Genomic DNA, 13,169 nt, shown 5'->3' on the forward strand with positions numbered 1-13,169 from the left:
TACTATTTTTAGTTATAAATTCACATATACATGTTAAAGCGATATTTTCCTGTTTTTCAATGGCTTCCTGATTATAAAAAAAAGTTTTTATCGGGAGACATTGCAGCAGGCTTAACTGTAGGGATAATGTTAATTCCGCAAGGAATGGCATACGCCATGATTGCAGGTCTTCCTCCTGTATTTGGGCTATATGCCGCATTGATTCCACAAGTGGTGTATGCTATTATGGGTACCTCGCGACAATTGGCAGTAGGCCCCGTAGCCATGGATTCTCTTCTTGTAGCATCGGGATTGGGAGCACTATCACTTTCGGGTATTGAAGAATATGTAACGATGGCAATCTTTCTCTCTCTTTTCATGGGAAGTATTCAGTTTATTTTGGGGATATTAAAGATGGGATTTTTGGTAAACTTCTTATCCAAGCCAGTTATAAGTGGTTTTACGTCTGCTGCTGCAATTATCATTGGACTTAGCCAATTAAAACATGTATTAGGAGCAGAAATCGAGCGTAGTAATCAAGTCCATATCTTGTTACACAATGCATTCAAAACCATAGATCAAACTAATTTTTTAACTCTGGGTATTGGTATTCTTGCCATTGTAGTTATCAAAATCATAAAAAAAATAAATCCAAAAATTCCTGCAGCGTTAATTGTAGTTATTCTTGGAATCGTTGGGGTTTATACTTCTGGTATAGATGATCTGGGGGTGAAAATTGTAGGTGCGATACCAAAGGGGTTACCCGAATTTGAGATACCCATTGTTGAGTATTCCAGAATTTCGGAGCTTGTGCCCATTGCTCTTACTTTGGCCCTTATTGCTTTTATGGAAGCTATTTCTGTAGCCAAAGCTGTAGAAGAAAAACATACAGAGTATGAGGTTGATCCTAATCAGGAATTAATAGCTTTGGGAGCGTCTAATATTATCGGTTCCTTATTTCAATCTTATCCAACAACAGGTGGCTTCTCCAGAACAGCAGTTAATGATCAGGCTGGTGCAAAAACAGGTATAGCTCCAATCATAAGTGCAGTCGTAGTTGGATTAACCTTATTATTCCTTACTCCTCTTTTTTATTTTTTGCCCAACGCGATTCTGGCAGCTATAATTATGGTAGCGGTATTTGGATTGATCGATATAAAATATCCTGTGGTACTTTTTAAAAACAGAAAAGATGAATTTGGTCTTCTCCTTCTCACCTTTTTGATTACTCTTATTATTGGTATTAAAGAAGGAATATTATCAGGAGTACTGTTTTCTTTATTGATATTAGTGTATAGAACTTCAAAGCCTCACATTGCAGTTTTGGGGAAAATAAAAGGAACCAATTACTTCAAAAACATTACTCGTTTTAGTAATGATATTGAAATACAACCATATATTTTGATTATTCGTTTTGATGCTCAACTGTACTTCGGAAATAAAGATTATTTCAAAAAAGAACTCTATAAACAGGTTGATTTAAAAGGAAAAGAGCTTAATACCATTATCCTTAATGCAGAAGCCATAAATTATATCGACAGTAGTGCTGCACATGTACTCAAACAACTTGTCAAAGAGCTCAAAAATAAAGGTATTCAGTTTATTATTGCCGGAGCCATAGGACCAACGAGGGATATTATATTTAGCAGTGGTCTTATCGATACTATAGGTACAGAAAATCTTTTTGTAAAAGTTTATGAAGCATATGATCACTGTAATAATGCAAGTAAAAAAACAGCCATACAAGAAAAGATTTCTCTTCAAACTAAAAAAACACCTTCTGTAACATAAGTAACTGTAGAAGAATAACATCCATACTATCTTTATACTATTAAACCTTTTAAAAGTAAATACTTATGAAAATAGAACAGATTTATACGGGCTGTTTGGCCCACGCTGCTTACTATATAGAGAATAATGGAGAAGCTGCAGTTTTTGATCCTCTTAGAGAAGTACACCCCTATATCGATCGTGCAAAAGAGGATAACGCAACAATAAAATATGTATTCGAAACCCATTTTCATGCAGATTTTGTGAGTGGGCATCTTGACTTAAGTAAAAAAACAGGAGCAGAAATTGTTTTTGGTCCCAGTGCAAAACCTGGATATCATGCTACCATTGCAGAAGATGGGCAGATTTTTGAAATTGGAGAGTATAAGATAAAAGTAATTCATACTCCGGGTCATACTATGGAGAGTACCACATACTTGCTTATCGATGATCAAGGAAAAGAGCATGGGATTATTACCGGAGATACATTATTTATAGGTGATGTAGGACGGCCTGACCTAGCTCAGCATGTTGTATCTGAGTTAACTGAAGAAAAATTGGCTGGTCATTTATATGATTCTCTTCGCAATAAAATCATGCCTCTAAGTGATGACTTGATAGTGTATCCTAATCATGGGGCCGGTTCTGCCTGTGGTAAAATGATGAGCACAGAAACTATTGATACTCTCGGACATCAGAAAAAAGTGAATTATGCTTTACGCGAAGACATGACAAAAGAAGAATTTATTGATGCTTTACTTACCGGATTAACTGCTCCTCCTGGGTATTTCCCTCAAAATGTTTTAATGAATATCAAAGGGTATGATAGCCTTGATGAAGTAATGGATCGAGCAATACGACCTTTACTTCCTGATGCTTTCGAAGTAGTGGCCACCGAAACAGATGCATTAATGCTTGATACCAGAAATGCAGAAGATTTTACTAAAGGGTTCATTCCTAATAGTATTAATATAGGTCTGGAAGGAAGTTTTGCCCAATGGGTGGGAGAAATGATTCCCGATGTGAAACAAAAAACACTACTTATTACCTATCCAGGAAAGGAAAAGGAAGCAATCACCAGATTATCAAGAGTAGGATATGATAATACCATAGGGTACCTTACTAATGGTTTTGATTCATGGAAAGATGCTAAAAAAGAGTTCGAAATTTCAAAGAGAATCACTGCCAATGAATTTGAAAAATCCTATACTAAAGAAAAGCCTTTGGTTTTTGATATTCGTAAAAAAAGTGAGTACGATTCAGAACACATTATTGATGCGATAAATATTCCCTTAAACGAAATTAATAAGCATTTGGCAAAGTTTCCCAAAGACAAACCCTTTGTACTATACTGTGCGGGAGGATACAGAAGCATGATAGCTTCCTCTATTTTAAAACAAAGAGGTTGGAATCAATTCGTTGATGTAATCGGTGGATTTGCAGAAATTGCAAAAACTGATGTTCCAAAATCAGAATATATCTGCCCGACTACAATGCTTTAATGTATAGAAGTTAGAAGTAAAACATCTGAATTTAAAATAAACAGATTCGGATGTTTACTTTTTAATGTATTGTTCTAATTTAAGTTACTATCCATATAAAACAAAAGTTATTATAAAATGACTACTTTAATATACTCCAGCTATGATGTCAATTCTTAAGACTCTTTTCAAAACACAAAATCGACAAACGGATGCCATCACCAAAATTGACGCCCTTGATTTCAAAAAAGTTATCTCAGGGAAAAAGGATCTACAATTAGTAGACGTAAGAACATCGTATGAATATAACATCAAACATATTAATGGTGCTATCAATATTGACTTTTTTAAACAAACAACATTCAAATCTTCGTTCAATGAATTTGATAAAGATGAGTCTTTATATGTATACTGCCGAAGTGGAAATCGAAGTAAGAAAGCAGCAATACTATTAGCCAAAACAGGGTTTAAAAATATTATAGACCTAAAAGGTGGGTATATCGCTTGGGAAAAATGCAAAAACTAACACACCAAAACGTTGATTTAATAGCATAAAACCATCGATTTTTTTGTTTGTGTAACCAAAGTTACCATAATAATAAATTATTGAAAGTACTTTTAATATCCTAATACAAAGAAGACATAAATGAAATCACATTATCAAATTGTCATTATAGGAGGCGGTACTGCAGGAATTATGACCGCTGCTCGTTTACTCAAAAAAGATAGTCGATTAGATATTGCAATTATAGAACCCGCAGATACACATTACTATCAACCCGCCTGGACTTTGGTAGGTGCAGGGGCGTATTCATATAAAAAAACTGCAAAGTCTATGGTATCTGTAATGCCTAAGAAGGTAAACTGGATTAAGGATTTTGCTTCTTCTTTTGATCCAGAAAATAATGCTGTATCTACACAATCCAATGGAAATATAACATATGATTATTTGGTAGTTGCTCCTGGATTAGTAATGGAACCATCGATGATAGAAGGGCTTCAGGAGGCATTAGACAAAGGTGTTGTTTGTAGTAATTATACGAATCCTAAACACACCTGGGAAGTTCTTAAAAATTTTAAAGGAGGGAATGCTATTTTTACTCAACCAACAACTCCTATTAAATGTGGAGGTGCTCCTCAAAAAATTGCTTACCTGGCAGCAGATTATTTTAGAAAAAAGAGGCTTGCACATACATCAAATGTAATTTTTGCGACTCCTGGTTCTGTTATTTTTGGAGTAAAACCAATTCGTGAGACCTTAATGAAAGTTATAGGTAGATATGGTATTCATTTTAAACCTTTCTATGCTCCTCATAAAATAGATGCTGAAAATAAGTTTATCTATTTCAGACATGTAGCTCCAGAAGAAAACAAATGTGTTATTAATGAAGATACTACAATTGGAGAAGTTTCTACAGATGATAATATCATTAAACTTCCGTTTGATATGTTACATATTGCTCCTCCACAAGCTGCACCAAAATTTGTAAGAACCTCTTCTTTGGTTAATGATGCTGGATGGCTTGATGTAGATCATCATTCTCTACAACATAATACATATCCTAACATATTTGGATTAGGAGATGTGGCTGCACTTCCTACGGCAAAAACTGGTGCCGCCATACGAAAACAAGCACCAGTTGTAGTGGATAATATTTTAAAACTAATTAAACACCAAGAAGCCAATAATAAAACATATAACGGGTACTCTTCTTGTCCTTTGGTTACAGGATATGGAAAAATGACATTAGCAGAGTTTGATTACGATAGTAATTTTACTCCTGATCCCAAATTAAAACGAATGCTGGTCTTTAATAGTGCTAAAGAACACTTGAGGTTATATATATTCAAAAAAGTCATGTTACCCTATCTCTATTGGAATAAGATGATGAAAGGAAAAGATGTATAAGCTGTATCAACTAGTTCTTTTTACGGTGCAACTGGTTGATATATTTTCCTACAACGATAGCAGTAACAATCACCAAATAAAATTGCCCGATTAACCCAATAAGTATAGCTGCTTTTTTAGATAAACTCGTTACCGGAACTATATCCCCATAACCAATAGTTAACATCGTGATATAACTGTAATACATTAGTTCTTCTGTGATCATCTCTGGATTGGCACTACTAATCATCAACCCTTTAAACGAACCATGATCTGCCATTTCTATACTTATGCAAATAAAAAAACCAATAAGTCCTAATGAAACATAACCGCTTATCAGACCTAAGATCACATTTTTATTGACAAATTCGGCTTTCCAAACTTGTTTTATAATTTCAAAGGTAACCACCACATAAAACAAAAAATAAGTGATCATTCTTATAAAATTGAAAAACTTCTCACTCCTGTTTTCCAATAGGCTCGAACCAAAAACAACACCAGAAACAAGCAATAACACAACAAAAAACCACATCAGGTTTTTCTTTGTCGACAGTAACAAAATACCAGCCAAAAGGTTAATCAAAAACAAAATAGGAGATACAATATTCTCGAATAAAACAGATGGAACTATTAATGATCCAAAAAGAATTGTAACCTGACTAAAAAAGAAAATCTCAAAACGATATGGGTATAACTTTTCTATCATACTTTATTTAAGAAGTTCTTCATTAAAAGTATACTCTTTATACTCTATCTTATACAACACACTATAAAACGCAGGAATAAATAACAATGTGATTATTGTACCAAATAGCAATCCTATCATAATGGTAACTGCCATAGGTTCCCACATCTCTCCTCCTCCCAGGTATAGTGGTATCAACCCTAATACTGTTGTAAATGTTGCTAGCAAAATTGGTCTAAAACGTTGTAAACATGCTGCTATGATGGCATCTTGTGGCTTTCGGCGAAGTTCATTTTCTTCAATCTCTATCCTATCAATCAATACGATTGCATTATTGATTACTATTCCGGCCAATGATATTACACCCAGGAATGCCATAAATCCAAAAGGAACACCAAATATCAATAACCCTATCACCATACCGATCACTCCTAAAGGAATTGTTGTAACAATCATTGTCATTTTTCTAAAAGAATTGAACTGTATAATTAGCAGCATTACAATAATGAATGCAGATAGTGGTAAATAATTGGCTACAGCTCCCATATTCTCTGCACTATTCTCGGCATCACCACCTAGTTTATATGTATATTCCTCTCCCCACTTTGATTGTTCCTCAGCAAGCCAGGGTTTCATAATTTTAGTAATCTCAGAAGCATTTCCATCTTCTGTTAATTCACTAGATACGTTAATAGTACGGGTGAGATCTAATCTCTTGATTTTAGAATATTGCCATTGCGGAATAATATTAGCTACCTGTAATAAAGGAACACTTTTTCCCGAGTTTTGTCCGTATATATTTAATGTTTCTAAAGAAGCCAGTGATTGCTGTTTTCCTTGATTACTGGTCATTATTATAGGAATAGACTTATCATTCTCTCTAAACTCTCCTGCCCGAAAACCATCTAAAACGGTTTGTAATGATACAGCCACATCCTGATTTGTAATTCCTGCTGCTTGTGCCTTATTTTGATCGATATCAATTACAAACTTCTTGCCCTTTGGGCCCCAATCATCTTTGATATTTTTGGTTCCCGTAATGCTAAACAGTTTGATTTTTATCTCTTCTGATATACTAGCCAGTTTATCCGGATTATCACCAGATACTTTTATTTCAATTGGAGTGCCTCCTCCTCCTGATCCTAAGAATCCTACTTTAATATCGGCATTAGGAAAGGTATCGAAACAAAATGCATCAATTTGTTTTACCATATCAGAATTCACTAAAAAAGATGAGGTATTCACCAGGATATGAGCATAATTCGAGTTAGGTTCATCTGCATTATATCCAAGATCATAGGATGATGGGCCTTCGCCAATATAGGATGACCAATCAACGATCCCCTCTGGCCTTTCTGAAGTTACTTTTAATGCTTTGGTTATATAATTCTCGATGGCCAATACTGTTGCTGTAGTGCTTTCGATTTTAGTTCCTTGAGGTAAATTGATATCAATCGTAATCATATTACGATCACTATCGGGGAAAAATACGAATGCTAGTTTTGTAAACCCATAAATCGATAAAAAGAATAAAGCTACTATACCAATTAAAACGGATTTTTTCCAGGATAATGCTAATAAAATAAGGTCTTTATATTTAGCTTTTAAACTATTGATCATTCTGTCTAAAAATCCAGCTTTTCCATCCTCTCTCTTTTTGATTTTAAGAAAGAATACACAAAACAAAGTGATGATACTTAATGAGATTATCCATGAGGATAATAATGCAATGGTGATAACTACGAAAATAGGTCCCATAATATCCCCCATTACAGATTCTGCCATAAAGAAAGCAAGAAATGCAGCCGACGTTGTTAATGTAGAAATTAGTAGTGGCATAAATAGTTCTGCACAAGAATCAATAGCAGCTTTTTTTACATCGATACCATCTTCCATTTTTACCATAATGGATTCTGCAACCACAATAGCATTATCGACCATCATACCTAATGCCATAATTAAGGCTGCCAGGGTAATTTGGTTAAGTCCTACATCGATAAGCCCCATGACCATTAAAGTGGTAATGGTTACAATAGGAATCAAACTGGCAATCACCATCCCAGTACGGAACCCTAAAAAGATTAACATCACTGCCAATACTATTGCAATAGATTGTAATAGGTTCCCGAGAAAATCATTGATTTTAAGATCAATATACTGATCTATTGATGCCAACCTGGCTACTTCTAATCCTACAGGAAGTTTTTCTTGCCATTTGGACAACAGTACATCTATTTCTTCTCCTAGTTTGATGATATTTCTTCCTTCTTTTAAAGATATATGAAGAGAAACTGCATCTTTACCATTAATACGTACTTTTTGTTTTGGAGGATTGATATATCCTTTTTCTATAGTCGTGATATCTCCTAAAGTAACCACCTGACCATTTTGACCAATAGGAATCAGCATATTTCGGATATCTGCAATAGCATTAAAATTACCTGTGGGTTCTAATATAATACGCTCTTCTTCGATATTAACTTCTCCTCCAGAATTTAAAATATTAGTGCTACTTATAATCCCTTGTAAACTGCTAGAAGTTAGTCCATATGCTTTAAGTTTTGCATTGTCAAATTTGACAAAAACACGTTCTTCCTGGGCTCCATTAATTTCTACTTTTGCAGCATCTTCGAGTTTGATCAAATCATCACGAAGATCGTCTGCTTTTTCTTTCATCGCCGCATACGAATATCCATCACTGGTAATCCCAACCGCAATCCCAAATACCTCTCCTATTCCATCATCATTGAGTTGTGGAATGACATTATTAGGCAATCCCTGAATAGCGTCTAATTTTCGGCGTAATCTATCCCAAACAGGTTGTAACTCTTCTGGGGTGACTTCCATTTTTAGTTCTACATTCACTACAGATAATCCTGTACGAGAAGTACTTGTCACCTTTTTTAGTTCTGGTAATTCCTGAGCTATTTTTTCAACTTTATCAGTGACCAGCTCTTCTACACGTTCTGGACTCGCTCCTGGAAATGAGGAAACAATAGAGGCTACTCGTATGGTATAGGGAGGCATACTATCCCGAGAAAGAGAAGCATAAAATACCATCCCCATAATCATCACTACTGCAAGAATACTTAACGCAACCCGGTTTTTCTCTATAGAAAATTTAGCAAAATTCATAGTTGATTCTTTTGATATCGATTATTGTAATTTTACCTTTTGACCATCCAACAAGGTTTGTAGTCCTGCTGTAGCTATTTTTTGCCCTTCAGTAAGTCCGCTTTTAATTTTAAAACCACCAGTTGTAAGTTCCCCTATTTCTATACGATGTTTCTTTGCAATTCCTGTGGTTCCATCTTCAGATTCGATAAGGAATACAAAATTACCGTCGCCATCTTCACCTACAGATTTTACAGGAATAACAAGTGCTGTATCATTTTTGGTTTGAGTATCTACAAAATTAAAAGTCACATTTGCTGTCATCCCGGGTTTAATATCTTCTGTTGCATCAGCAATATCAATTTTCACAGGATATGTTGCAGAGCCCTCATTTACAATAGGTGAAATTTCGATAATAGTGCCTTTAAATTTTTTTCCTGTTAAAGCAGAGAAAGAAATCTCTGGATTCATTCCTAATTGTACTTTATTAATTACATTTTCGGGTAACCCAACTTCTATATTGGTTTGATCTCCTGCATTTAATATCGCAATCACCTGTCCTGCACTTACATTTTCATTAAGTTGACTATTCTTTGCGGCAATAATACCTGCTTTAGGAGCTTTGATATATCCGTAACTAATCTGTGATTGCTGTATACTTTTATTACGTTTTGCAGACTCATATTGATCCAATGCGTTTTGATATGAATTTTTTGCTGCTTCATAATCACTCAAAGAATTGCTTCCTTTTTCATACAAAGACTTGATACGGTCTAAACTAGATTTTGCGGTATTCATTGCAGACTTCGCACTGTTTAGTGCAGAGATCGATTGTTCATACGCCAGATTAGCCTGTACATTGTCTAGTTTCGCAATAAGATCTCCTTTATTTACCTTCTGCCCAACTTTGATATTTAGTGCCGTAATTATCCCATTACTCCTAAAACTTAATTCAATCTCATCACCTGCTTTGGCAATACCACTAAAAGTTCTGATTTTCTGGGCATCAGAACTACCTACAACTTGAAATTGTACAGGGCGCAGTATTTCTTTTTTTACTACTTCTTTATCTTTGCAGGCATTTAACATCAAAGATGTAAGTACTGCTAGTATTATGTATTTAGTGAGTTTCATTCTTGATGGTGTATTAGTCTGTTATCGTTTTATAATTAGTCCCTACTTAATATAAATTCATTTACTCTTCGAATAAAATCCTGATTACTCGCCTCTGTATTCATTAAAAAGAAATAACCAATAGCTCTTTCTAACTGCATAGAAGTTAATAAATAATTGTAATTAGCGGTTGCACTAGCTAATTGTGTTTGTAAGTAATTGGTTTGTGCGTCAATCAATTGAATAAGGGGTACAGCTCCTTCTGCATATGCATTTTGTGTGAGATCCAGGCTCTCTCTTGCAGCTTCTTCTGAAACCTTGGATATTTCGATATTGGCAATTTGATTGATCATATCTAATAAAATATCATTTACGTTTTTTTCAATAGTAAGCTCCACATTTCCTTTTTGTATCAGTAACTGATCTTCCTGAATCCTTGCAGTTTGCCTATTGATATTTCGTTGGTTTTGTTTAAAAATAGGTAGTGATACATTTACCCCTACGTTGTATGTACCGTCAGGTACAGTAGGGATTCCTGCAGGTACTGTAGATCCTTTACCTGATTCTGAAATAGCGAGGCTATATTTACCTTGCAATGCCACTGTAGGAATAAATCGTCCTGTATTGTTTAATCTATAGTTTCTTTGGGTGGCTTCAACATTATAATTGATGTTTTTTAATTCGGGAGCGTTCTTCTTTGCTTCTTCAACCAAAAAGTCAATCAATGCTGGCCTCAGTTTTGGATCATCAAGAATCTCTAAAAAGTCTTCATATTTATAATTCTTAAATAGCCCCTGCGATATTTCTGCATCATCAATATCAATTTCTGTTGAAATGGAATTATTCATTAATTGGTTTATGGTATTAAACGCCTGTTGCATTTGATTACCTGCATCAATCAAACTCTGAGTGTTTTGTGCTAACTGACTTTTAAAACGTAATACATCTGATTTTCCTGACTCACCTGCCGTAAAGTTTTGATCTGCCAGTTCCAGGTTCTTTTTGGTGACTTGCAGGTTTTGATTCTGAATCTGTAAATTAGTTTTCAGAATTAAAGCATTAAAATATGCTACCGCAGCATTAAGAATTGCATCTAATTCGGCCGCATTATAGGTTTCTTGCTGTGCTTTTTGCAAATTCTCCTGAATCGTAATATTCGCCCCTGCACTTTCAGAATAAATCACTTGCTCCAGAGCTATATTTCCGGAGGTTGAAAATTCTGGGTTCGAACCATTAGAAATTTCTGCTACTTTAGGATCGAGATATACACCGGTAGCATTGGCAGTTATATTTGGCAAATAACTGCTTTTTGCCGTTTTTACATCCTGCGTGCTTAACTCAATATTTTTTCGTTCTGCATCAAGTGAAAGATTCTTCTCTACCACTCCTTTCATGATATCAAGAATCGAATAGGAAATATCTGATGTTACTCCTTTTTCTTCTCCTATAAAATCTGCTTTTCCTATAAGACTATAACGCAACGGGAATCCAATTTGTTTTGCGGTATTTGTATTTATCGAAAGTTTATTTTTGTACTCTACATACATCGGTAACTTAGATGGGTTTGTACCATTTATTATTGCTTCTACATTAAGAGCAATACGTCTAAAAAACTGATCTATATTGGTTTCGGGCTGATTAGAAGCCAAAATTCCTTTCTCAACATCTTCTTGGTTATAGGCAGAGAAAGATGGTAGTTTTTTTGAATTAACTGTAGTAATTAATTTAGAGAACTCATTATCACTTAAATAAAATCCTGCAGCTATATATACAGCATCTACACCATCTAAATCTGCTTCTATACTTCCTTTATCTTTAAGTGGAATTAATGAGTAAGAAGATTCCTTTTTAGAAAAAAAATCATCAAACAATGCTTTAACAGGTAATATATTTGTAATTACCTCATCGATTACAATACCCACTTTTTTATAGTCATATAGTGATTGAAAGACATCCAGATCTTTGGTATAAGAAAAAGGAGTAATGAGATAGGTAATATTATCGATCTCAGAAGTTTGCTGTCCTTCTGGTAAGTCATAGAAATCACCATTTACAGATCCAAAAACAATGGTAGGTTTTGGGTAGTTTTTTTCTTGATATAGCACAATAGTATTAACAACTCCAAAAGCCAGAATAATATCGGTATCGGTATCCAGGAGTGTTTGATAGTTTGTTTTTGCAGTGGCAACATTAAATCCATTTTCTAACACCTCTTTAAAAACAACAGTTGCATCACGTCCTACTACTGATTTAATTTCACTCTGTAGTTTTACTAATAAAGGTTGGGTTTCTTCTGATGACTTATCGGCAAGAATACCAATAGTTACTGTTTTCGAGATTTGCGAATACCCCAATAGGTTTATGAAAACAAGTAGAAATACTAACTTTAGTTTTTTCACACGTTTAAATTTTAGTAATTATTTGATAATAAATTAATTATAAAACTGAGAACCTGTGTAACCACTACGTTCTCTCATTAAAAATTTTAAACATATCATGAAAATATTTTTAAATTTTTTAATGTTCGTTTCATATACATAAGATGATGTGTAATTATAATTGACATAAGCTCATATTTACAAGCTTAGTGTATTCTTATTTCCAGCCTTTTCTGTTATATACGCTAGTGATGATTTTTCCATAGTTTTCTTTATGTATTTGGTATTGCTCCTTGGTCAGGATTTCTTTAACCTCATCATTTAACTGGATTACCATAGCATCAAATTTTGTTTTTTTCTCTGCTTCGGTATATCCTTTATCCTTATTTCCTATACGCCCCATTTTATTAGAATAATACAGGATAATACCATAATAGTCATTGCTTAAATCTTCTGAAAGCTTCATTTTATCTACTTGTTCTTTAAAAAAGAATTGCAGATTGTCTTTTTCACCAGAGGTAAATAGTTCTGTTTTATTTTTTTCTCCTGCTTGCTCTTTCTCTTTTTGTGTTTGTGCAGATACAGATATAAACATTAATAAAAGTATTGCAGTGATGGTAATTCTCATGATTTGTATTTTATTGGTTAATGTTATATTCTCTGAAAAAAGATTTTCAGGTTTATAAATTTAGGTTTTTTTAAGAACTATTCTAATGAATACGGCAATGTTTTGATTTTGGGGTTCGATAGCGCTAAAGCAG

9 protein-coding genes are annotated in these 13,169 nt (G+C 34.2%); 4 read left to right on the top strand and 5 right to left on the bottom strand.

Annotation, left to right across the window (positions count from 1 at the left end; all coding sequences use genetic code 11):
- The first annotated feature begins 30 nt into the window (after positions 1-30).
- From NNH57_RS06720 to NNH57_RS06735, 4 genes are all read left to right on the top strand, one after another.
- A complete protein-coding gene (locus tag NNH57_RS06720) occupies positions 31-1,770 on the top strand; it encodes a SulP family inorganic anion transporter (RefSeq protein ID WP_074409191.1) in 1,740 nt (579 codons plus the stop codon).
- Positions 1,771-1,835: 65 nt separating this feature from the next.
- The gene (locus tag NNH57_RS06725; RefSeq protein WP_108809432.1) at positions 1,836-3,251 is read left to right on the top strand and encodes an MBL fold metallo-hydrolase; all 1,416 of its coding nucleotides are present in this window, start codon (positions 1,836-1,838) and stop codon (positions 3,249-3,251) included.
- 142 nt (positions 3,252-3,393) lie between these two features.
- Positions 3,394-3,756, top strand: coding sequence for a rhodanese-like domain-containing protein (locus tag NNH57_RS06730; protein ID WP_234423455.1), 363 nt, complete (start codon positions 3,394-3,396; stop codon positions 3,754-3,756).
- A 120-nt stretch (positions 3,757-3,876) separates the two neighbouring features.
- A complete protein-coding gene (locus NNH57_RS06735; RefSeq protein WP_108809431.1) occupies positions 3,877-5,139 on the top strand; it encodes an NAD(P)/FAD-dependent oxidoreductase in 1,263 nt (420 codons plus the stop codon).
- Between the two features lie 10 nt (positions 5,140-5,149).
- Here NNH57_RS06735 and NNH57_RS06740 read toward each other — a convergent pair whose 3' ends face one another.
- The 5 genes from NNH57_RS06740 to NNH57_RS06760 all read right to left on the bottom strand — a co-directional run bounded on the left by NNH57_RS06740 (position 5,150) and on the right by NNH57_RS06760 (position 13,036).
- Complete coding sequence (locus tag NNH57_RS06740) at positions 5,150-5,824, bottom strand: potassium channel family protein (RefSeq protein WP_108809430.1); 675 nt, start codon at positions 5,822-5,824, stop codon at positions 5,150-5,152.
- 3 nt (positions 5,825-5,827) lie between these two features.
- The gene (locus tag NNH57_RS06745; RefSeq protein WP_108809429.1) at positions 5,828-8,938 is read right to left on the bottom strand and encodes an efflux RND transporter permease subunit; all 3,111 of its coding nucleotides are present in this window, start codon (positions 8,936-8,938) and stop codon (positions 5,828-5,830) included.
- A 21-nt stretch (positions 8,939-8,959) separates the two neighbouring features.
- Complete coding sequence (locus NNH57_RS06750) at positions 8,960-10,051, bottom strand: efflux RND transporter periplasmic adaptor subunit (RefSeq protein WP_074409197.1); 1,092 nt, start codon at positions 10,049-10,051, stop codon at positions 8,960-8,962.
- Between the two features lie 35 nt (positions 10,052-10,086).
- The gene (locus tag NNH57_RS06755) at positions 10,087-12,429 is read right to left on the bottom strand and encodes a TolC family protein (protein ID WP_132065751.1); all 2,343 of its coding nucleotides are present in this window, start codon (positions 12,427-12,429) and stop codon (positions 10,087-10,089) included.
- 196 nt (positions 12,430-12,625) lie between these two features.
- Entirely contained in the window at positions 12,626-13,036 is a 411-nt protein-coding gene (locus tag NNH57_RS06760; RefSeq protein WP_074409199.1) for a hypothetical protein, read from the bottom strand.
- Positions 13,037-13,169 lie beyond the last annotated feature (133 nt).

This window comes from Aquimarina spinulae, from assembly GCF_943373825.1.
Lineage (GTDB): Bacteria > Bacteroidota > Bacteroidia > Flavobacteriales > Flavobacteriaceae > Aquimarina > Aquimarina spinulae.

What these genes read in the sequence shown, in the direction of transcription:
- NNH57_RS06720 (WP_074409191.1), top strand. Translation starts at nt 31, where the DNA reads ATGTTAAAGCGATATTTTCCTGTTTTTCAATGGCTTCCTGATTATAAA.
- NNH57_RS06725 (WP_108809432.1), top strand. Translation starts at nt 1,836, where the DNA reads ATGAAAATAGAACAGATTTATACGGGCTGTTTGGCCCACGCTGCTTAC.
- NNH57_RS06730 (WP_234423455.1), top strand. Translation starts at nt 3,394, where the DNA reads ATGATGTCAATTCTTAAGACTCTTTTCAAAACACAAAATCGACAAACG.
- NNH57_RS06735 (WP_108809431.1), top strand. Translation starts at nt 3,877, where the DNA reads ATGAAATCACATTATCAAATTGTCATTATAGGAGGCGGTACTGCAGGA.
- NNH57_RS06740 (WP_108809430.1), bottom strand. Translation starts at nt 5,824, where the DNA reads ATGATAGAAAAGTTATACCCATATCGTTTTGAGATTTTCTTTTTTAGT.
- NNH57_RS06745 (WP_108809429.1), bottom strand. Translation starts at nt 8,938, where the DNA reads ATGAATTTTGCTAAATTTTCTATAGAGAAAAACCGGGTTGCGTTAAGT.
- NNH57_RS06750 (WP_074409197.1), bottom strand. Translation starts at nt 10,051, where the DNA reads ATGAAACTCACTAAATACATAATACTAGCAGTACTTACATCTTTGATG.
- NNH57_RS06760 (WP_074409199.1), bottom strand. Translation starts at nt 13,036, where the DNA reads ATGAGAATTACCATCACTGCAATACTTTTATTAATGTTTATATCTGTA.